The following is a 21,939-nucleotide window of genomic DNA, read 5'->3' as shown; positions in this document are numbered from 1 at the left end:
CCGCAGTTCTTGCAGGACTATGATAAAACCTACACCATATTGGCACGAATAATAAAACAACGCTTATCGGGCTTCTTGCCTTTGGCTCTGCTACCTTGTATGCGGAAGATGCTGGCCAACGTCCGATGAATATCCTTCTGATCATGGCCGACGACTTCGGGTACGAATGTCTCAGTGCCAACGGTTCGGACACCTATTCGACTCCCAACATCGACCGGCTGGCCAACCGGGGTATCCGCTTCAACCGTTGCTATTCCAACCCGTTGAGTACCCCCAGCCGGGTACAACTGATGACCGGCAAGTATAATGTGCGTAACTATGTCGCCTTCGGGCAACTGGATCGTAAAGAGGTGACCTTCGGCAACTTGTTGCAGGAGAAAGGATATGCCACCTGCATCGCCGGTAAATGGCAACTGGGTAAAGAGCTCGACTCTCCACTGCATTTCGGTTTCGAACAGTCTTGCTTGTGGCAACATGCAGCAGGTGCTTATGCACCCGGAGGAGGCGACTCCAGGTATGCCAACCCGGTGATGGAGTACAACGGCCGTTCGGTAGAGTATACGCAAGGTGAATTCGGTCCCGATGTGGCTTGCGACTTCATCATAGACTTTATGCGGAAAAACAAGGAACAGCCCTTCTTTGCCTATTACCCAATGATTCTGACACATTGCCCTTTTGTTTCCACGCCCGATTCGAAGGATTGGAAGGTCGAACGATCGAAGACGTATGCAGGCAATCCGATCCACTTCCCCGACATGGTGAGCTATACGGATAAATTGATCGGCAAACTATTGGACGAACTGGATCGCCTGGGGCTGACAGACAACACCCTGATCGTCTTTACGGGCGACAACGGTACCGATCGTACGGTCGTCTCCTCTCGGCTGAACGGTAAACCGTATCCCGGCGGTAAAGGACTGACCACCGACGCGGGCGTGCACGTTCCCCTTATAGTCTCATGCCCGGGTGGTCTTAAAGGAGAAGTGAACGACAACCTGATCGACTTTACCGATTTTTTGCCGACACTGTGTGAGGCTGCTTCTGTTTCCGTCCCCGATTCGATTCAGTCAGACGGCAAAAGCTTCTATCCCCAGCTGCTGGGGAAAAAGCATAAAGCAAGAGAATGGGTCTATTGCTGGTATGCCCCCCGGGAAGTAGACGACAGGAAGGCGAAAGTCTTCGCCCGCGACAAGCAATACAAGCTATACCGCTCAGGCGAGTTCTATGACGTGTCTCTAGATTTCGAAGAGAAAGCCCCCCTGTCACTAACGGCTCTCACCAAGAAACAGCGCAACATATACCAGACATTAAAATCAATCATAGACCGTTACGATGCAGCGCGGAAAACTCCGTAACACACCACTCCGATAACGGATTATGCAAAATAAAGCACGGATAGTGTAAAGGTAATGTCTCCTGCAAACACTACCTTTACACCATTTGATTTTAAGACATTCACACATCATGAAAGCACAAACGATTCTACTCTCATGCCTCGCAGCCGGCATGTCCCTGAACATGGCTGCACGTGACAAGAAACAACCGAATATCATCTTCATTCTGGCCGACGATCTGGGTTACGGCGACCTCTCTTACCTGAACGAAAAGGGGAAGATCCAAACGCCCCACCTCGACAAGATGGCGGCCGAAGGTGTCGTCTTCGGTGATGCCCATTCGAGTTCGGCTGTCAGTACCCCGACACGCTACGGCGTACTGACCGGACGTTACAACTGGCGGTCGACGTTGAAAAACGGCGTCCTCCATTGGTACGACACCCCGCTCATCCCCACCGGACGCACTACGATGGCAAGCATGCTCCGCAACCAGGGATACAACACCGCCTGCATAGGCAAATGGCATTTGGGCTTCCACTTCCCCACAAAAGACGGAAAGAAACCGGTGGACAAACCGGACGAATACAACCTCGACTTCACGAAAGAAATTACCGGAGGCCCCCGTGACGTGGGGTTCGACTATTTCTTCGGTGTGGATGCCCCCAATTATCCCCCGTACTGCTTTATCGAAAACCGCCGCACAGTGGGACTGCCCGATACGTATTACCCCGTCAGCCAGGCAATGGACAGCCGTGCAGGTAGAGGTCTTCCCGGATGGGAGATGAAAGAGATATTGCCCGAACTGAAAAAGAAGGCCGTCGACTACATCGACCGGTCGGCTGCCGGCGACAAGCCTTTCTTCCTCTATTTCCCCCTCACGTCGCCCCATACACCGATCGTGCCGACCGACGAGTTTCGCGACCAGTCGAAGCTCAACGAGTATGCCGACTTCGTCATGCAGTCGGATGCCGTGGTTGGAAGCATCCTCGAAGCATTGGAAAAGAACCGGATTGCCGACAACACCATCGTCGTCTTCACCTCTGACAACGGTTGCTCGCCACGTGCCGACTTCGAATTGCTGGGACAGAAAGGCCACGACCCTAGTTACATTTTCCGCGGCATGAAATCCGACCTCTTCGAAGGCGGCCACCATGTCCCCTGCATCGTCCGCTGGCCGGCACAATCTGAACCCCGGCGTGTGGAGCAAACCGTTTGCCTAACCGACTTCGTGACGACCTTTGCTGCCCTCACCGGTTATTCGTTGGCTGACAACGAGGCGGAAGACAGTTATAATATCCTTCCCCTCCTGACCACTCCCGAAACGAGAGAGAAGATCCGCGAAGCCACCGTCCATCATTCCATCGACGGCTCCTTCGCCATCCGCCAGGGTAAATGGAAACTTCTTCTTTCTTCCTATTCAGGAGGTTGGAGCGAGCCGCGCAAACCGCAGGAGGGTACTCCCGAATACCAACTCTACGACCTGGAGAAAGACCCCGAAGAGATTTGCAACGTCTATGAGGCAAACCCTGAAATAGCTAGTCGCTTGCGTGATCTGCTCGTTCGCTATGTGGAAGAAGGAAGAAGTACCCCGGGACTGCCGCAAAAGAACGACGGTCCATATCCCTGGAAGCAATTATCGTGGATGAATAATTAAAATATAGAACTAAAAAAGAAGAGTATTATTCTTTTAATATGTAATATGCTTATCTTTGGAGAAGTAAAAAAACAAACAAGATAACTAACAAAAAATAACAATTTAATCAATCGGTAGTTTAACTACTGATCAGCAACTATATAAATTATGGCTAATTCTTATATATCTCCATTTGCCAAACCTGTTTATGTTATGCTGAAACCTATTGGTTCAGTCTGTAACTTGGCATGTGATTATTGTTATTATCTGGAAAAGGGGAAGCTATATCCGGATGTGAAAAATCATATCATGAGTGAGCAATTACTGGAGAAATTCATCAAAGACTATTTGGAATGCCAGACAATGCCTCAGGTACTCTTCACCTGGCACGGCGGCGAAACACTGATGCGTCCGATAAGTTTTTACAAAAAAGCACTCGAACTTCAACAGAAATACGGCTGTGGAAGGCAGATAGACAACTGCATCCAAACAAACGGGACGTTGCTGACAGATGATTGGTGCCGTTTCTTTAAAGAAAACAACTTTCTGGTTGGAATCTCAATAGACGGTCCACAGGAATTCCACGACGAATACCGCCGGAATCGCCAGGGACTTCCCTCCTTCTACAAAGTGATGAAGGGAATCGAATTGCTGAAAAAACATCAGGTAGAATACAATGCGATGGCAGTCGTAAACGATTACAATGTCGATTACCCACTTGATTTTTATAACTTTTTCAAAGAAATAGATTGCCATTATATCCAATTCGCCCCTATCGTGGAACGATTGGGACAACACGCGGACGGAACAATGCTGACTTCGCCGGAACGACAAGATGCCCATATAAAGCTGGCACCTTTCTCCGTCGATTCCGAAAAATGGGGAGATTTCCTTTGTGCCATTTTCGATAAATGGGTGAAAGAAGATGTGGGAAATTATTATATCCAGTTATTCGATGCCACACTGGCAAACTGGGTCGGAGAACAGCCGGGCGTATGCACTCTGGCCCGGACGTGCGGACATGCCGGTGTGATGGAATTCAATGGCGACATTTATGCGTGTGACCATTTTGTATTCCCCAAGTACAAACTGGGCAATATCTACACGCAGACATTAACAGAAATGATGTACAGCCAGAGCCAGTTAAAGTTCGGAGCTGATAAATACGATAAGTTGCCGGTACAATGCAAAGAATGCGAATTTCTTTTCGCCTGCAACGGAGAATGTCCTAAAAACCGCTTTTTACATACAGCCAGTGGCGAACCGGGATTAAACTATCTGTGCAAGGGCTACAAAAAATATTTCAAACACGTAGCGCCCTATATGGATTTTATGAAAAAAGAATTATTGGCTCAACGTCCGCCCGCAAATGTAATGAAATTAAATGAAATTAAAATCAGATGAGCATAGCACATATCTCGTACATCTTGGCTGCCACATGCCCCGTTTCTGCTATAGTTAAAGGTTTTAATAGATTTACATACAGGATGAGGCAAGATAATATCAATTTGTTAAGTGTTTGTTTAAGTGGTTTATTGACGGGTTGCGGAGTTTCTTCGCAACCTGTACCCGAACACCCGAATGTGATTTATGTTTTTCCCGACCAGATGCGCAACCATGCGATGGGGTTCTGGGACGAGCCCGGATTCAGAGAGAAGGTAGCCTTTAAAGCCGACCCGGTCTATACGCCGAACCTGAACGCATTTGCAAGGGAGGCACTGGTGCTGACCTCGGCGGTGAGTAACTGCCCACTCAGCAGTCCGCATCGTGGAGCACTGTTGACAGGGATGTATCCTAACAGGAGCGGAGTGCCGGTCAACTGTAATGCCGACCGTCCGTTCAGTTCTCTGCGCCGGGATGTGGATTGCATCAGTGATGTATTCAGCTTGGCGGGATACAACTGTGCCTATTTCGGGAAATTGCATGTCGATCATCCGACTCCCAACGATCCGGAGAATCCAGGCCATTATGTCGAAGCACGTGTCCCGGCTTGGGATACTTATACGCCACCTGAAAGGAGGCACCGGTTCGACTACTGGTATTCGTACGGAACCTTCGATACGCATAAGTCGCCCCATTACTGGGATACGCAAGGAAAACGCCACGAGGTGAAAGAATGGTCGCCCAAACACGAGACGGACAAGGTAATCGACTATCTGCGTAACGTCGGAAAGGTTAGGGATACGAAGAATCCTTTCTTTATGATGGTCAGCTTTAACCCACCACACAGTCCGTATAACTCACAGGAATGTTGCATGGAGGAGGATTACAACCTATATAAAGACAAACCGATAGACAGCCTACTGGTACGTCCCAATGCTGACCGGAAGATGAAAAAGGCGTCGTGTACTCCTTATTATTTCGCTTCGATAACGGGTATCGATCGCGAATTCGGACGGATCCTTGCCGAACTGAAACGGCAGGGATTGGATAAAAATACGATTGTAGTTTTCTCATCCGACCACGGTGCCAGGGGGTGGATGATGCGAAAAATTCGCCTTATGCCGAAAGTATGAATGTCCCTTTCCTGATCCGCTATCCAGGACATATTGATCCGCGCATTGATAACCTGCTGTTGTCTACGCCCGATATCATGCCAACGCTGCTGGGGCTATGTGGTCTGGAGATTCCGCAAACAGTACAGGGAACTAGTTATGCTGATCTGTTTACCAGACAGACTTCTCAAATGAAACGTCCGGAAGGGGCACTCTATATCAAAAACATAGATGGAGAGAAGGATGCCAAAGGAAAAGTGATTTCGTATTTTCCTCTGTCAAGAGGTATCAAGACAGAACGTTATACCCTGGCGCTTACACTGGACAGGAAAAGCCGGAAATTGAAAGAGGCTCTTTTGTATGACGACAAAAACGACCCGTACCAGATGAACCCGCTTAGAGTGGAAGACATGCCGGAGATTTTTAATATACTCTGCTCTCAAATGGCCCGCTTGCTGAAACAAGCGGACGACCTCTGGTATAAAGAAAAAATATTAAGTAACTATATCCCTTATTAGTAATCTAACATTATGCTATATATTATGAAGTACAAAATAACAAACTGGGGGATTCTGGCAGGTATTCCGTTTCTCTTTGGGGCTTGTACTGCTGAAAAGAAAGAAGCTTCACGTCCAAACGTTCTATTTATCTGCGTGGACGACTTGCGGCACGAACTGGGAAGCTACGGCTCCATCGTCAAGACTCCACACATGGATAAGTTGGCATCCGAAGGAAGTCTTTTCTTCAATCATTATACTCAGATTCCGACCAGTGGAGCATCAAGGGCGAGTATGCTGACCGGCATGTTGCCACGGGACAAATCGGATCTTACAAACGAAGCTTGCCATATCCGCCTGTCGGACAAGCTGGAAGGTGAACATCCTGAGACGATGTTTCATCATCTAAAACGTAACGGCTATTATACGGTAGGTATAGGCAAGATCAGCCATGCTGCGGATGGGAAGTTGTATGCCTACAACGATCCGGTGGGTACAAAACGAGAACTACCTTACAGTTGGGATGAGATGATTTTCGATGCCGGACAATGGAAGACTGGATGGAATGCCTTTTTCGGCTATTCGAACGGAACGAATAGGCAAAGCGAGAAAAGGCAGGTGAAACCTTACGAATGTGCCGACATCCCAGACGAAGGCTTGCCCGACGGATTGACGGCCAATCTGGCTGTCGGCAAACTGAAGGAACTGGCGGGGAAAGGAGAGCCTTTCTGTCTGGCGGTAGGATTCTTTAAACCACACTTGCCGTTCACGGCTCCGAAGAAATATTGGGATATGTATGACGAGGAGGCTATCCCTTTATCTCCAACACCAGATATCCCGGAAGGGTGTCATTTGTCTACGTTACTGAATAGCGGAGAGTTCAACGGGTATGAGCTGGGAGAAGAGAAAGCATCGCTGAAGGAGAAACTTTCCGCTCCGTATGCCCGTAAAGTCCGCCACGCTTATTTTGCTTGTGTCAGTTATGTAGATGCCCAGATCGGCAAAGTGCTGGAAGCATTGGAAGAGTCAGGACTGGCCGATAATACGGTCGTTATCTTGTGGGGCGATCATGGCTGGCAACTGGGAGACTACCGGGTATGGGGTAAACATACGCTACATGATGTTTCGCTGAGCAGTACGCTTATCGTTAAAGCCCCGGGGACGAAACAAGGTATTAAAAACAGGAGGGTTGTCAGTTCAGTGGACATCTATCCTACATTGATGGAACTTTGTGGTGTGGATTGTCCGGAGGGGCTGGATGGTTGTAGCTTCGTAAAACTGCTGACATCGCCTGAAGATGCGGACTGGGAAGATATTGCTTACAGTTATTTCGGGAATGGCATTAGCGTAAGGACTCCTCGCTTTCGCTTAAGTCGTTATATCAACAAAAAGGATACAATCATGGAACTATATGAATACGATAAGGATATCTTCGAGCGCAAGAATATTCTGGCGGAGAGACCAGATATAGTGGAGGAGTTGCTCCCGATATTAATACACCAAAAGGGAAAGTATCATCGGTAAATAGTCCTTTAGTTCGATACGTAACGGCTTTATGGGGAAAAAAGAATGATTTTGGCTGTAATATTATGGATTTGACGTGTATATCGTTGGTCATAGTAATGTGGCTCCGGGCATTTCCCATTTCCCGACCGGTCGCTTTGTAAGATTTATAGCACTTAGTGCGGTTGATAACAGTTCTGTTGTCAATATGGAGAATATAGAGTTTACTCCGGTGCATCAATTTGCTTTCTGATGTTAAGTTCAAAGGTGACAATGAGAAAAGATAACATAATAATTTTAGTATGGCAAAAACTGTATTATTCGGAAGTACGTTGCTTTTGGGATTGTCCATGAATTCATGTGGCAATGGCAAGCCTAAGCAACCTAACATTATTTTTATTCTTGCCGACGACATGGGATACGGAGATGTGTCTTATTTAGATGCCAAATCTAAAATTAAGACGGAAAATCTGGATAGAATGGCCCGTGAAGGGGTCGTTTTTACAGATGCCCATTCAAGTTCATCGGTAAGTACCCCTACTCGCTATGGTATTCTGACAGGACGTTACAACTGGCGTTCGACGATGAAACAGGGAGTTTTGAACGGTTATTCGAAAGCCCTAATTGCCCCGGGCAGGGAGACAATGGCTTCTATGTTACATAAACAAGGTTATACGACAGCCGGTATAGGCAAATGGCATTTGGGATGGGATTGGAATAATATTGAAGCTGGAGCAGATAGTGTTGATTTCAGCAAGCCGGTAGCTAACGGACCTACCACCCGGGGATTTGATTATTATTATGGTTTTTGTGGTTCTTTGGATATGTCACCCTATGTTTATATCGAGAATGATATGCCGACTTCGCTGCCTGATAGGGAAACTGTCAATAAAGGAAAATACAGTTGGTGGCGAAAAGAACCGACGGGGGCAGACTTTGTCCATGAAGAGGTATTACCCAACCTGATAGACAGAGCTTGCCGTTATGTGAAAGAAAAAGCTCCTTCCGACCAACCTTATTTCCTTTATTTGCCACTTCCGGCTCCGCATACACCCATCTTGCCGGTAAAAGAGTTTCAAGGTAAATCCGGCTTGGGTGATTATGGCGATTTTGTATTGATGGTCGATGCGATGGTCGGACGTGTTTTACAGGCTGTGAAAGAATCGGGGGAAGATGAAAATACGATTGTTGTATTCACAACCGACAATGGATGCAGTCCGGCTGCCGGAATCGAAGAACTGATTGCTCAGGGGCATTATCCGAACTCGATTTATCGGGGGCATAAGGCAGATTTGTTTGATGGCGGTCATCGCGTACCGTGTATTCTTCGATGGCCGGGCGGTACCAAACCTCATCATGTAGATCAAACGGTTTGCCTCACTGATTTTTATGCGACTTTTGCTGCTCTGAACGGATATACTCTGATGGATTCCGAAGGAGAAGACAGTTATAATTTGATGCCGGCAATCGTTTCAGGTTCAGATGTGTCTCCCATCCGGGAAGCTACGATACATCATTCAATTGCGGGTCAGTTCACCATTCGCTGGGGAGACTGGAAGTTACTGCTATCTCCGAGTTCGGGAGGTTGGAGTGCACCGAAGCCGAATGATTCGACGGCATTGGCAACGTTGCCGCCAGTACAGTTATATAATATGAAGACTGATCCGTCCGAGCGGAAAAATCTTGAAGCGCAGTATCCGGACAAAGTGGCCGAACTGCGTTCCTTATTGGTGAAGTATGTGGAAGAAGGCCGAAGTACTCCCGGTAAACCACAGAAAAATGACGGAAAATATCCATGGAAACAGTTGGATTTCATAAATAAGTAAAGAAATGAAGAAAATCGGTATCGGCTTGCTAGCCTCCGCCATGGGAACACTCTCCCTGGCCGCCAAAGAAAAACCTAACATTATCTTCTTTCTGGTAGATGATATGGGATGGCAGGAAACCTCTGTCGCCTTCCACACGGAAAGAACTTGGTTGAACAACCATTACAATACGCCCAATATGGAGCGTCTGGAGTTGCAGGGAGTAAAGTTTACCCAAGCGTATGCTTGTCCTCTGTCTTCACCTAGCCGCATAAGTTTGATGACCGGGCAGAATGCTGCCCGGCATAAAGTGACGAACTGGACATTGTTTAAGGATAAATCTCCCGACCGGCATACAAAGAATGAAGAGGTGACCGTCTCGGAATGGAACGTAAACGGCATGTCTATGGAACCCGGCGTTCAACATACTTTATATGTGCGTGAAACACTGCCTTCCGTCTTAAAAAAGGCAGGTTATAAAACGATACATGTCGGGAAAGCCCATTGGGGGGCTATCGGGACACCGGGCGAAGAACCGTTGAACCTGGGATTCGATGTCAATATTGCAGGGCATGCAGCCGGAGGTCCGGGTAGTTATCATGGGACACGTAATTTCAGTGCCACTTTTCGAAAAGGAGGTGCCGAATGGGATGTTCCGGGGTTGGAAAAGTATCATGGCAAAGATATTAATCTCACCGAAGCACTGACATTGGAGGCTACCCGTGAAATGGAAAAGGCAGTAGATGAAAAAAAGCCGTTTTATCTTTATATGTCCCACTATGCTATCCATGCCCCGTGGGAAGAAGACAGCCGTTTTCTGGATAAATACAAGCAGATGGGACTGACGGATTTCGAAGCTATTTATGCCTCTATGTTGGAAAGCATGGATAAGTCTTTGGGCGACCTGATGCAACATGTCCGTCGTTTGGGGATTGAAGACAATACGATAATCATATTTATGTCGGACAACGGCCAGCCGCGTCAAGCCCAAAAATATCCCCCTCTCAGGGGACATAAGATAACGCCTTACGAAGGCGGTATCCGTGTGCCGATGTTAGTAAAGGTGCCGGGAATGACGAAGGCGGGGTCGGTTTGTGACGCTCCGGTTATCATAGAAGATATTTATCCCACTATTTTATCTTTGGCTTCGGCTACGGAATTTGCAAAAAATATGGAAACGGTAGACGGTCGTGATTTCTCTCCTTTATTAAGAGGGAAGAAGTCTATGGACAAGAACCGATCTTTCTTTTGGCATTATCCGCATATTTATGATATAAACGACCCGTACAGTGTCATCCGTAAAGGGGATTGGAAACTGATCTGGCATTATGCCGACCAACGAGCAGAGTTATTTAACCTGAAAGAGGATATAGGTGAAACGACCGATCTGATAGAAAAAGAACCGGCGAAAGCGGAGGTTTTGCGGAAAGAGTTGTGCGAATACTTGCAATCGGTGAATGCCTCTATCCCCTTATCGAAGTCAACAAATGAACCCTTAGGGTTGCCTTGATTTTTATTGGATTTGTGTTACTAAAATAGATTGATCAAAGAAATGAAAAAAATCGGATTATTATTCCTGCTGTTTGCCTTGTTAATACCGGTGGACGGGCAGGCAAAGAAAGAGAAAACAGTTCTCCCGTTGCCGACCCCGGCTCAGTTGGTATGGCAAGATGCAGAACTTGTGGCTGTTTTCCATTACGACTTGCATGTGTTCGACGGAGTCAAATATAACCAGGCTTATAACCGTATCACCCCGATGCCAGATATAAATATATTCAACCCGGAACAGTTGGATACGGATCAGTGGATTCGTTCGGTAAAAGCAATGGGGGCCGGAATAGCCATTCTTACGGCAACCCATGAAACCGGTTTTGCCCTTTACCAGTCGGATGTGAACCCGTATTGCATGAAAGCCTTGAAGTGGAAAGACGGCAAGGGGGATATTGTCCGTGATTTCGTCAATTCTTGCCGGAAATATGGCGTTCGGCCGGGTATCTATATCGGTATCCGTTGGAACTCTTTTCTGGGAGTATATGATTTCATGATGCCTAAAGACGGCACTAAATTTCAGGAAAACCGACAGGCCTTCTATAATAAAATGTGTGAAGGTATGACGGAAGAGTTGATGTCCCGTTATGGTGACTTGGCTATCGTTTGGTATGATGGTGGAGGTCATGGTCCGGAGTTGGGAGGAGCAGATATCCTTCCGATTGTAGAGAAATACCAAAAGAATATAATCTTCTATCACAATAGCCAACGTGCCGATATCCGCTGGGGAGGTTCCGAGTCGGGAATGGTTTCTTATCCTTGCTGGGGAACATTTCCATTTCCTTATTCCCATTCCAAAAGCCAGGATATAATCTTCAAGGATAATTTTAAGTTGTTGAAAACAGGTGATCCAGAGGGTAAATACTATATGCCTGCCATGTCGGATGCCCCGTTGAGGGGTTATAACGGCCGTCATGAGTGGTTCTGGGAGCCGGGAGACGATACGCATGTCTTTCCATTGGAACATCTGATGAAAATGTATCATGGTTCGGTGGGCCGTAATTCGACATTGATTTTAGGAGTAACGCCGGATGACAGAGGATTGCTTCCAGATGTGGATGTCGCTCGCCTGAAAGAGTTTGGTGAAGAAATACAACGTCGTTTTGGGAACCCGATAGCCACAACCCAAGGAGAAGGAAAGCGTTTACAGTTGAAATTGCCTGCGACGACAAAGATTAATGCCATTGTCATTGCAGAAGACATCCGCCAAGGCGAACGTGTCCGCAGCTATAAGGTGGAAGGGAAAGTGAACGGGAAATGGAAAACATTGGCTACGGGAAGTTGTATCGGACATAAACGGATCGAAGAGATAGAGCCCGTAGAGGTTTCTGCTCTCAGGTTACAAATCGGAGAGTCGTTGGCTCTTCCTGTCATTGCCGATTTTTCCATTTATTCATACTAACGTCTTATTTTGAAAAATATAATAAATGTCATGAAAAACAATTTATTCGTTTTATGTTGTACAGGTGCCGGGCTTCTGTCGGCATCTGTTATGCAAGCCAAAGAGAAACCTCGTAATGTCTTGTTTATTCTTGTAGACGATTACGGTTGGAATGATACCTCCTGTGGGGGCAGTCGGTTTTACGAAACCCCGAATATCGACCGGATTGCCCGACAGGGAGTGATGTTTACGCAGGGCTATGCCGCTTGCCAGGTATCCAGTCCATCGCGTGCCAGTATTATGACCGGTAAATCGCCTGCCCGCCACGGTATCACCAACTGGATCGGAGAAGCTTCGGGGGAGGCATGGCGTAAAATGGGGCGTCATTCCAAACTACTTCCGGCTGAGTATGCCTGGAAAATGTCCCAGGAAGAACAGACATTGCCGGAAACATTAAAACAACATGGTTATAAAACCTTTATGGCAGGCAAGTGGCATATCGGAGGGGAAGGATCTACTCCGGAAGATCATGGCTTTGAAATCAATATAGGTGGTTTTGAAGCCGGTAGTCCTGTCGGCGGTTACTTCTCTCCTTATAAGAATCCTAAATTGCCGGATGGTCCGAAAGGTGAAAATCTTTCCATGCGGTTGGCACAAGAAACATCTAAATTTATAGGAGAACAAACGAAGAAAAACAAAAAGCAGCCTTTCTTCGCTTATTTGTCTTTTTATGCCGTGCACGGTCCTATCCAGACCACGGAAGAAAACTGGAATTACTTTCGGAATAAAGCCGACTTGATGGGGATAGCTCCGGAAGGTTTTAAGGTAGACCGCACATTGCCGGTTCGGCAGAGGCAGGATAATCCAATCTATGCAGGTCTGATCAGACAGATGGACGATGCGGTCGGTGTGGTATTGGACAAACTGGAAGAATTGGGACTGATGGAAAATACATTGATTATTTTCACCGGTGATAATGGAGGCGTGTCTTCCGGCGATAATTATTCGACATCGTGTTTGCCGTTGCGTGGTGGAAAAGGCCGTCAATGGGAAGGGGGCTTGCGTGTTCCGTTTATTATCCAAGATCCGGACTGTCCGCTTCACGGAACGACGACCGATGTTCCTGCTATCGGTACAGACTTTTATCCGACTATCCTTGAGTATGCCGGAGTGCCGTTATTGCCGGAGCAACATGTCGATGGCCGGAGTCTGATACCAGTATTGGAAGGTTCAGAACTTCCGTCAAGGGCACTGTATTGGCATTATCCTCATTACGGGAACCAAGGTGGTGAGCCCTCTTCCGTAATTCGTGACGGTGATTGGAAACTGATTCATTATTATGAAGACGGGAGAAACGAATTGTATAATCTGAAGATAGATGAAACGGAATCGGAACCGTTGAATGCCCAATATCCGGATAAAGTGGAGTTTTTGAGTCAGAAGTTATCCGTATGGCTGACAGAAGCCGGAGCCAAATATCCGACACCTGACTCTCAATATGATCCGGTCAAAGAAGCCGCTTATAAAAAGAGAGTGCAGACCGATAACTTGTTGAGGTTGGAAAAAGAACGCAAGCAGCAACTTTCTCCGGGCTTTGAACCGAATAAGACGTGGTGGGATAGTAAAGTAATCGATTAAGACGAGAGTTATGAGAAGGTTCGTTTTATTCTTTTTGTCTGTTTGGGCAGTGGTCTTGTCTCTTTCCGCCCAAGAGGTAGATGTTTTTTTAATCGGAGGGCAATCGAATGCAACGGGGCAAGGATACGTCAGGAATATTCCGGCTACTTTTAAGGTGGATACAACGGTTCGGTTCTATTATTCCCGTTTTCTCAATCAGGGGGAAGGCGGTGGACAGTGGACGGCTTTGTGCCAGGCTTCCGAAACAAAAGACAAGTTCGGTGTGGAGCTGAGTCTGGATACAAAGTTGTAATCATTATATCCCGAACATCGTATCGCATTGATAAAACATGCTTTGTCCGGTTCTAATCTGTATAAACAATGGAATCCGGGTAACCGTCCGGGGGATATTCGAGGAGAAGAATATGTAAAGTTTGTCGAGACGGTAAAGAATGCACTTGTTGATCTGAAGAAGCAGGGATATCGTCCCATTATCAGGGCGATGGTCTGGCAACAGGGAGAAGCGGATGCCCGTGATATCGCCGGTATGGATCAATCCCGCCGGTATGGTCCGAATCTGAAGAATTTTATAGAACAAGTGCGGAAAGAGTTTGGCTGTGAGGATATGTTGTTTGTTTATGGGACGGTTATGCCTTTGGCTGCTCCGCGTTTTACCGGTCGTGAGTTAGTGAAAGAGGCCCAGGCTGCAATAGACGAAGGTCCCAGCTCTGAACTGTCGGTAAAGAATGCCTTGCTAATTCCTGCTGATGACTTACAAATGAGGTGTAACGATTATAAAACACCGATGCCCAAAGATGATGTATATTTAGGAACCTATGGTATTCTGATATTGGGTGAACGGTTTGCAGATGCTATTTATCAAAAGTTAAAATAAGAAGCAAAAAAATACAGGGGAGAATAGAATAATCTACCTTGTATTTTTTGCATTGGTTAATATTTGATTTTGTAATGCTTGAGAATTAAAGTATGCCTATTGGTGCGGAGCTAATGGTTGTCCAATAATTTTTATCCGATAATTCTTTTAAAAGTATCTCCATTGAATAGGAGTTTATTTAGAGAGTATCCTTTTTTATTGTATTATTTTCCACAGTTAATCCACCGGCTCCGTCATCGTGATAGACAGCACAGGTACTATAAGTGTCGGGGATATTGGTAAACAGGTTGTTTCGTATTATTGTTCCGCATTCGGAAGGATTGCGGCCATAATAAAAAGCACCTTGATCTTCTACTTCTAGACAAACATCGTGAATGTATTTATTTTCAATCAAATGGTTATTTTCATGCATCAGGATTGCCATACTCGGTGAATCACACATTTCACAATGTACGATTTGGTTTCCCGTTACCTTCATGTAAATACTCTTTGAACGGACTGATTCCGTTTCCGATAATTACACCTAAATCTGGCGCATACCCTCATAATCTGTGCCACCTGTCAAGTAAGTACACAGACCTATCATTAATATGTCTGACAACAGATGTAGATAACGACCGGTTACACGAGGGTCGGTAACTTCTGAAAAATAAACGGATGGATTCATAACGTAAAGAATTTATGGAATATGGTAAATTTGGTGCGGTTGCCCTGTAAAGTGAGGGGGACATTACCGTAATTCGTGCAAATGCTGTATATTTGCAACGAAAAAGGCTGTTTTCTCCTTACTCGTTAGGCCTATTGCTTAGAAAGAAATCCATGAATGCTTTGTATTCCAGAGGTTTCCTGTCGTCTACGTCTCCGGGTGTAATCATGAAATTCAGAAGTTCTCCTTTTTCATTGCAAATCAGGTGTAGCTTGAATCCAAAGAACCATCCCATAGAACATTTTCCTCTTTGAGCTATACCCTTGAATACTTTGTGAATATGTATGCGCTGATTTCGACACACTCTCAAAGGAGTACTGTCTACGAAACTTATTCCGGTACATTTACCCAACAGTACCTTCTTGATGAACAGGGCCAATGGAACGGCAACCTCTCTTTCAAGTTCCACGAAACGGTTGCAGGAGACAACATTGGGGAAAAGATGGCGGAGGTGTTTGCAAACTTTATCCAAATTGAAATGCTTTAAACAGCGATAGCCTGAATCATGAAAGAGTATCAATATCAGCATAATTTCCGCCTTTGACATGGTCGACTCACGGTGATAACGCCGTTTTTTGTCTGATTTTAATGTATATCTTTCCGTCATAGCATCAAAAAACTTGCAGAAATCATCTGCCATACAAAATGAGGTCGTAATTTGAACTGTGTCAGTTTCTAATCTATCAGATAAACCATAATTTTACTTTCGGATAAATATCTGAATATAAATTCGATATGAAATGATATTTTACTGGCCAAAAGAAAAAACAAAACAATGACACAGTTTAATTTCCCCCTACAAAATAATTCCGTAACTTTGTTTTTGGTGATCATAGCGATTATTGTTTGTAATACTTTGTAATTTAACACTATAAAGTTACAACATTTTTTGCTAATCACCAAATTTACAGATATTTATAATTCGTCAAACTCACGTTAAAATAGAAAAAGGCACGGCTCTTTCATTTAAAAATGCTTTGAAATTTCAATGTTTGTGGCTGATAGGCATTTAGGAGCATCCAAACGTCGCTATTGACACAACATAGACTAAATGCCATCTGTCTCTGTTGATGTAAAATCAACATAATCAGTGGTTGTCTGTTTGTTCCGAGTTTAAATGAAAGAGCCGTGTAGAAAAAGGTGTAATAAGTTTAATAATAGATGATGTCTAAAATGAAGATCGATTGTATGTTTGTTGCCTCTTTGGGGGCAATCACCGGATTGGTTTCTTGCTCGTCCGGCCAGAAGGAAGAGGCGCAAAGACCGAATATCCTGATCCTGCTTGCGGATGATGCCGGATATGCGGATTTCGGATTTATGGGGGCAACGGATATCCAGACCCCTAACATCGACCGCCTGGCTGCCGAAGGGTGTATCTTTACGGATGCTCATGTGGCGGCGACGGTGAGCAGCCCTTCGCGATCCATGATGCTGACGGGCCGCTACGGACAACGTTACGGATATGAATGTAATCTGGATAAGCCGGGAGATGGCCTTCCTGACGATGAAGAATTGCTTCCGGCCTTGTTGAAACGGTATGACTACCGTACGGGTTGCATCGGGAAATGGCATTTGGGTTCCGAACCTTCCCAGCGTCCGAATGCAAAAGGCTTCGATACGTTCTACGGGCTTTTGGCCGGCCATCGTTCTTATTTTTATAATCCTGAAACCAGTGACAAGGATGGCAGCCTGCAACAATACCAGCACAATGGGCGGAAGCTGTCTTTTGACGGTTACTTCACCGATGAACTGACTTCTAAGGCACAGCAATTTGTTACGGAAAGCGAACAGCCTTTTATGCTGTATATGTCTTTTACCGCTCCCCATTCTCCCAATGAAGCGACGGAAGAAGATTTGGCGCGTTTCGAAGGACAGCCCCGCCAGAAGTATGCGGCTATGATGTATGCGCTGGATCGTGGTGTCGGCAAGATTGTGGACGAACTGAAAGCGGCGGGCAAGTTCGACAATACGATTATATTCTTTTTGAGCGACAATGGCGGTTCCACGACCAACCAGTCCTCCAACCTTCCGCTGAAAGGCTTCAAAGGAAATAAGTTCGAAGGCGGACAACGGGTTCCGTTCTTTGTCGTTTGGGGCGATCGTTTCAAACGGGATCAGCGTTTCACCGGACTGGCCTCTTCGTTGGACATTTTTGCCACGGTGGTGGATGCGTTGGACATTCCGGAAGAAGGGTTGCATAAACCGATTGACGGTGTCTCCCTGCTGCCGTATCTTTCAGGGGACAAAAACGGTAATCCGCATGAAGCGTTGTTCTGGCGTAAGATGGATACGCGGGCCGTCCGTTCCGGTTCATACAAGTTGATCGTTACTCTCGGTGTTGATACCGTCCTGTATAATATGGACCAGGACGTGGAAGAGATGCACGACCTTTTATCTTCCGAGCCAGAAAAAGCACGGGAACTCATGAAGCAGTTGAACGAATGGGAGCAGACCTGTTGCAAAGATCCCCTTTGGATAAAAGAGGGCTGGGCCGGAATCACAAACGGCCTGCATGAACGTTTGATGAAAAACGAGATAAGGACGGCACAGGATCTTTGATAAAAAAGTTGTAAAGTCGCGGCTTTTTTTAGTTCGCCCAGCATGGTCATATTCTAACGGGTGCAAGTCCCTAATACGCCCTGACATAAGATGGAAAGCATATGTTCTTAACTGGGGATGTCTCATGGGCGAGACTAAAATCGTTAAGCAGTAACAACGAACCATGAGAAGTCAGCAGACGTCATAGTACCGAATCATGTATTGGTTTGGGAAGGACAGAATTGTGCAGTTAGATAGGAAATGAGGGTCATCCTTTAGAATCTTTAGTAGCCAGTTGCCGAAAAGAATTGTTTGTACGATAGTAGGACGGAATCGAGGGTAGTACAAGAATGGTGTTATTCAAGGGAACAACTTCCCCCGCATATCCTTGATCGGAGAATGGAAATTTGAGATAAAGTATCACAGAAACTTACATCCTGTCTCTTTTCATTTTGGGGATCGGTCTAAAATATAGTTTCAGAGATGCAATCATGTTGTATAACATATTTTTTCTTCGGTATGAAGAAAAAATTCTATTGTCTTTCTATATATAAATTATTAGTTACATTAAATCAATACTTCGGTAAATTTTTACCGAAAAATTAAATGTTAAACAATAGAACCGGCAAAAGCTGGTTCGAAAACACTAAAGAGGTCATTGAAATGTTGTCAAAAACGAATGTTTAAGCATGAAGAAATGTGCTAAAAAAAGAGAGCTAACCTGCTGATAATAAAGATGAAAAAGTATTGCATAATTCGTTGTTTTTTAGTAAATTAGAAGTCTCTGAACTCTTCTGATTATGACTAAAGAAACACTCCTTATGCAATACCAATCTGAGTGCCTGTCGGCTCTCAAATCAGTAGCGAATATACACAAACCTTTTGAAAAAGCGTTCATGGACACCATGAAATTATTCATGGCCATCCCAAATCGTATAAATTTCCTTCAATTGGGCAGATATGGCTGTTTCTCAGAACAGACTTATCGTAACCTTTTTAAGCATGAAACTTTCGACTGGTTTGCGTTCAACGGATCTATCATCAGCAAGCATCTCACAGGCAAAAGAAAAGCCATCGCCATTGATCCTTCCTATATCCCCAAATCAGGCAAGAAGACACCTTGGATAGGTTACTTCTGGTCTGGTTGTGCAGGAGAGTACAAGCGTGGATTGGAAATCATGGGCATCGGTGTCATTGACATCGACAACCATGAATGCATGACTTTAGGTTCCATTCAGACGCCGGATTGTAAAACCTTGGATAATATGGACAAGAACCTCGTTGACTGGTACAGCAGCTATCTTATCAGTAGAAAAGACAAGATACAGAACATATCAAGAACGGTGGTTGCAGACGCATTCTTTTCCAAGGAAACTTTCATAACGCCTATGTGTGAGAACGATTTCCATGTCATCAGCCGCTTTCGGAATGACGTAATCCTATACTATCCGACATTGGAGCAGAAAACAGGAAAACGTGGCCATCCAAAGTGGTTTGACGGAAGAATCGACTTTGCCAATCTGGATCTGACCCGGTGCAAGGAATACGAGGTCAACAAAGGAAAGCTATACGGATTGAGGGTATATGCAAAAGCTCTCAAAAGGTATGTTTCCTTAGCCATCTGGTATCCGATGGACGGGAGGACAGACAAGTGGCAGCTTTACTTCTCTACAGACGATTCGATGGATGGGCGGGAGGTTCTGGATTATTACAAAACCAGGTTCCAATTGGAATTTTGCTTTAGAGATGGCAAGCAGCATGCAGGAATCACCAACTGTCAGTCAACCGACTTCAGAAAGTTGGATTTTCACTTCAATGCATCGCTTGCTGCTGTCAACTTGACCAAAGCGGCATGTAAGAGGCTCGGAATAACCTATTCCATATCCTCCTGCAAGTCTTTCATACACAATGCTTATATGCTTGAACGATTTATTTGCGTGTTTGGGATTAGCCCAGACCCGCAAGTTATTGACAAACTTTTCAAAGAACTCTTTTATTTACTGCCAGAGCCGCTTAGGCGTGGCGAATTTTTAACGAACTATTGCATCTTATTTCATTTTCTTGCATTAATTCCAACCCGGATTTTGATTCAAATTGTCATTCAAAGATAAGTCATTTAACGGAATAGGAAACAAATAATACTGATCTTTCCAACCTTTTCCCAATTTGACCGGATTATCAAAACGCTGCAAATAGCCTTCATTTCCCTCTACCTCGTTTCCATCCCGATCTACCAATTTCAATTTTTGCCAAGCCGGAACAATCTCTCCCTTTGCATTCCGATAATTGGCCTTATTCACATAAACCCCCATTTGTGTACGGTTTATAAACCATGCTCCTCTTTTCCATCTACGAATATCTTGGAAACCAAAACCTTCTCCCATCAATTCAACCATACGTTCACGACGGATTTCCCACAAGACCGGATCAACTTCCGGATCCCGTTTCGGGTCGAAGCCGGCATCAATATCTGCAACCTTCATATCTGCTACTCCTGCCCGCTTACGCAACTTATTAATGGTTGCATCAGCTACGGACTGAGTAAACAGCCCTGCTTCAAACATTGCTTCAGCATAATTAAGCAACACTTCTTCGATGTAAAAAATTGGTTTGTCACAAACATTCACCGCAGCCATATTACTATTTGCATCCCACAAATTATAATGCCTCCACATATAATAGCCCGAACGAGAACCCAGCGGAGCCTGCCCCGGCCCATTCACATTAGGAGACATCCAGTTCATCGTACCCGACCAGTTGAAAACAGGCAAACGCTTGGAACCATTCGCCGGCAACAGTTCTTTCAGCAACTCCGCATATTCATTGACATCTTCATCTCCATCATACACAGTCGAGTTCTTTGCCCCATTAAGCGTAAAATCATGGCTAACACCATCTTTCATAAAATAAGGAGGAACAACCTGGAACAACAGACGACGGTCGCGGTTTCGAAATTCGTCATACATAGACTTATCACCTTCATACAAACCACTGTTGGAGATAGTCTTCCCATCTGTACAAAGGTACATTTCCACCGTTGCTTTGTGCATTTCATATTTACCGCTTGAAGTCCTTTCCGTATGTCCGACCGAATTCAACAGAATATCCTTAACATACTCCTTATATAAAATGATCCCCTCATATTTACTTAAATCTTCACTACACATCAAGGCATCATAGTTTTCATTCACCGCCGGAAAGTTCTTCATCAACTCTTCTGACACCCGTATAGCTTCCGAAAAATATTTTCCTTCATCTCCCAAACCATGATACTTTCTCCAAGTTCCTTCAAACAAACAAAAACGAGACATCAAAGTCCGTACGACATGGACATTAATCGTATTGGCTCCATCTCCATCTACTTTAATATGCTTTTCGGCATATTGAAGACGTTCAAGCATTTTATCCGTCACCTCCTTTCGGGAAGAACGCGGCCCATAGATCAAATCAACATCCGATTCACCTAAGACCTTGTCAATCCAGGGGACATCCCCAAAGCGGGAAACCAGTTCCAGATAATTGTAAGAATGGAAAAAATAACCGACTGAACGCCAATGTCCTTTATCAGCTTCCGACATTTCCGACTTGTCAACATTATCAATCATCAAATTTATCTTCCGCAAATACTGAAAATCCCAACCACCACCACTCGAAGGAGCAGTCGCCGTTTGGTTCCGGTACGGATTGTTCTCCGTCGTCGAATAAGTCGACAAATAACCAGCCATGAAGTCTCCCTCGTAACGCCCATAATTCGTAATTAAAGACTGTACAAAGTTATTTTTATTATCCACGCCGTTTATTTTCTCTGCATTGTCAAATATCGAATATAAAGACCAAGCATACGTTTTGAAATTGTCATACGTTATAAAAGCCGTAGCTTCGGTTTGAGATTCTATCGGATATTTTTCCAAGAAATCATCATTGCAAGCCCCTAACGACAAAGCTGCAATCAGTGTTGTTATATATATCTTTTTCATTATTTCTCCA

General features: G+C 45.2%; 14 protein-coding genes and 3 pseudogenes. 13 read left to right on the top strand and 4 right to left on the bottom strand.

The features are described from left to right. Positions 1-125 precede the first annotated feature (125 nt). The 11 genes and pseudogenes from BQ9893_RS20825 to BQ9893_RS22305 all read left to right on the top strand — a co-directional run bounded on the left by BQ9893_RS20825 (position 126) and on the right by BQ9893_RS22305 (position 14,708). Positions 126-1,355, top strand: a complete 1,230-nt coding sequence (locus BQ9893_RS20825; RefSeq protein ID WP_208610835.1) for a sulfatase family protein — start codon at positions 126-128, stop codon at positions 1,353-1,355. A gap of 109 nt (positions 1,356-1,464) precedes the next feature. Beyond that, a complete protein-coding gene (locus tag BQ9893_RS20820) occupies positions 1,465-2,988 on the top strand; it encodes a sulfatase family protein (RefSeq protein WP_075967798.1) in 1,524 nt (507 codons plus the stop codon). A 147-nt stretch (positions 2,989-3,135) separates the two neighbouring features. Then, positions 3,136-4,371, top strand: a complete 1,236-nt coding sequence (locus tag BQ9893_RS20815) for an anaerobic sulfatase-maturation protein (protein ID WP_075967797.1) — start codon at positions 3,136-3,138, stop codon at positions 4,369-4,371. Positions 4,372-4,454: 83 nt separating this feature from the next. Next, positions 4,455-5,980 (top strand): annotated as a pseudogene (locus BQ9893_RS20810) (sulfatase family protein). 24 nt (positions 5,981-6,004) lie between these two features. Then, on the top strand, positions 6,005-7,483 hold the full coding sequence (locus tag BQ9893_RS20805; protein ID WP_075967796.1) for a sulfatase: 1,479 nt from the start codon (positions 6,005-6,007) through the stop codon (positions 7,481-7,483). Between the two features lie 281 nt (positions 7,484-7,764). Beyond that, the gene (locus BQ9893_RS20800) at positions 7,765-9,288 is read left to right on the top strand and encodes a sulfatase family protein (RefSeq protein WP_075967795.1); all 1,524 of its coding nucleotides are present in this window, start codon (positions 7,765-7,767) and stop codon (positions 9,286-9,288) included. A 4-nt stretch (positions 9,289-9,292) separates the two neighbouring features. Then, complete coding sequence (locus tag BQ9893_RS20795; protein WP_075967794.1) at positions 9,293-10,777, top strand: sulfatase; 1,485 nt, start codon at positions 9,293-9,295, stop codon at positions 10,775-10,777. Positions 10,778-10,819: 42 nt separating this feature from the next. Beyond that, entirely contained in the window at positions 10,820-12,217 is a 1,398-nt protein-coding gene (locus tag BQ9893_RS20790) for an alpha-L-fucosidase (RefSeq protein ID WP_075967825.1), read from the top strand. Positions 12,218-12,247: 30 nt separating this feature from the next. After that, complete coding sequence (locus tag BQ9893_RS20785; protein ID WP_081415516.1) at positions 12,248-13,834, top strand: sulfatase; 1,587 nt, start codon at positions 12,248-12,250, stop codon at positions 13,832-13,834. 10 nt (positions 13,835-13,844) lie between these two features. After that, positions 13,845-14,126 (top strand): hypothetical protein, encoded by a 282-nt coding sequence (locus tag BQ9893_RS22310; RefSeq protein WP_244155242.1) that lies wholly within the window; start codon positions 13,845-13,847, stop codon positions 14,124-14,126. Positions 14,127-14,153: 27 nt separating this feature from the next. After that, the gene (locus BQ9893_RS22305) at positions 14,154-14,708 is read left to right on the top strand and encodes a sialate O-acetylesterase (protein ID WP_244155241.1); all 555 of its coding nucleotides are present in this window, start codon (positions 14,154-14,156) and stop codon (positions 14,706-14,708) included. 178 nt (positions 14,709-14,886) lie between these two features. Here the strand turns inward: BQ9893_RS22305 and BQ9893_RS20775 are convergent, their stop codons facing one another. The 3 genes and pseudogenes from BQ9893_RS20775 to BQ9893_RS20765 form a co-directional block, all read right to left on the bottom strand. Beyond that, complete coding sequence (locus BQ9893_RS20775) at positions 14,887-15,186, bottom strand: hypothetical protein (protein ID WP_075967793.1); 300 nt, start codon at positions 15,184-15,186, stop codon at positions 14,887-14,889. Positions 15,187-15,231: 45 nt separating this feature from the next. Then, positions 15,232-15,375 carry a transposase family protein gene (locus BQ9893_RS20770; RefSeq protein WP_394333257.1) on the bottom strand — a complete coding sequence of 48 codons (144 nt, stop codon included), beginning with the start codon at positions 15,373-15,375 and terminating at the stop codon, positions 15,232-15,234. Positions 15,376-15,520: 145 nt separating this feature from the next. Further along, a pseudogene (locus BQ9893_RS20765) lies at positions 15,521-16,021 on the bottom strand (IS982 family transposase); the annotation flags it as partial. A gap of 566 nt (positions 16,022-16,587) precedes the next feature. Here BQ9893_RS20765 and BQ9893_RS20755 point away from each other — a divergent pair. Both BQ9893_RS20755 and BQ9893_RS20750 read left to right on the top strand, forming a co-directional pair. Beyond that, positions 16,588-17,973 (top strand): sulfatase-like hydrolase/transferase, encoded by a 1,386-nt coding sequence (locus BQ9893_RS20755; protein WP_075967791.1) that lies wholly within the window; start codon positions 16,588-16,590, stop codon positions 17,971-17,973. A gap of 779 nt (positions 17,974-18,752) precedes the next feature. After that, positions 18,753-19,969 (top strand): annotated as a pseudogene (locus BQ9893_RS20750) (transposase). 49 nt (positions 19,970-20,018) lie between these two features. On the opposite strand, the gene BQ9893_RS20745 reads toward BQ9893_RS20750, so the two are convergent. After that, positions 20,019-21,929, bottom strand: coding sequence for a RagB/SusD family nutrient uptake outer membrane protein (locus tag BQ9893_RS20745; protein WP_075967790.1), 1,911 nt, complete (start codon positions 21,927-21,929; stop codon positions 20,019-20,021). Between the last annotated feature and the right edge of the window lie 10 nt (positions 21,930-21,939).

It is taken from the genome of Parabacteroides massiliensis, from assembly GCF_900155425.1.
GTDB lineage: Bacteria > Bacteroidota > Bacteroidia > Bacteroidales > Tannerellaceae > Parabacteroides > Parabacteroides massiliensis.
This window is presented reverse-complemented; position numbering and strand designations above follow the sequence as displayed.

Coding starts and splice junctions, on each gene's coding strand:
- BQ9893_RS20825 (WP_208610835.1), top strand. CDS start 126: ATGAATATCCTTCTGATCATGGCCGACGACTTCGGGTACGAATGTCTC.
- BQ9893_RS20820 (WP_075967798.1), top strand. CDS start 1,465: ATGAAAGCACAAACGATTCTACTCTCATGCCTCGCAGCCGGCATGTCC.
- BQ9893_RS20815 (WP_075967797.1), top strand. CDS start 3,136: ATGGCTAATTCTTATATATCTCCATTTGCCAAACCTGTTTATGTTATG.
- BQ9893_RS20805 (WP_075967796.1), top strand. CDS start 6,005: ATGAAGTACAAAATAACAAACTGGGGGATTCTGGCAGGTATTCCGTTT.
- BQ9893_RS20800 (WP_075967795.1), top strand. CDS start 7,765: ATGGCAAAAACTGTATTATTCGGAAGTACGTTGCTTTTGGGATTGTCC.
- BQ9893_RS20795 (WP_075967794.1), top strand. CDS start 9,293: ATGAAGAAAATCGGTATCGGCTTGCTAGCCTCCGCCATGGGAACACTC.
- BQ9893_RS20790 (WP_075967825.1), top strand. CDS start 10,820: ATGAAAAAAATCGGATTATTATTCCTGCTGTTTGCCTTGTTAATACCG.
- BQ9893_RS20785 (WP_081415516.1), top strand. CDS start 12,248: ATGAAAAACAATTTATTCGTTTTATGTTGTACAGGTGCCGGGCTTCTG.
- BQ9893_RS22310 (WP_244155242.1), top strand. CDS start 13,845: ATGAGAAGGTTCGTTTTATTCTTTTTGTCTGTTTGGGCAGTGGTCTTG.
- BQ9893_RS20775 (WP_075967793.1), bottom strand. CDS start 15,186: ATGAAGGTAACGGGAAACCAAATCGTACATTGTGAAATGTGTGATTCA.
- BQ9893_RS20770 (WP_394333257.1), bottom strand. CDS start 15,375: ATGAATCCATCCGTTTATTTTTCAGAAGTTACCGACCCTCGTGTAACC.
- BQ9893_RS20755 (WP_075967791.1), top strand. CDS start 16,588: ATGAAGATCGATTGTATGTTTGTTGCCTCTTTGGGGGCAATCACCGGA.
- BQ9893_RS20745 (WP_075967790.1), bottom strand. CDS start 21,929: ATGAAAAAGATATATATAACAACACTGATTGCAGCTTTGTCGTTAGGG.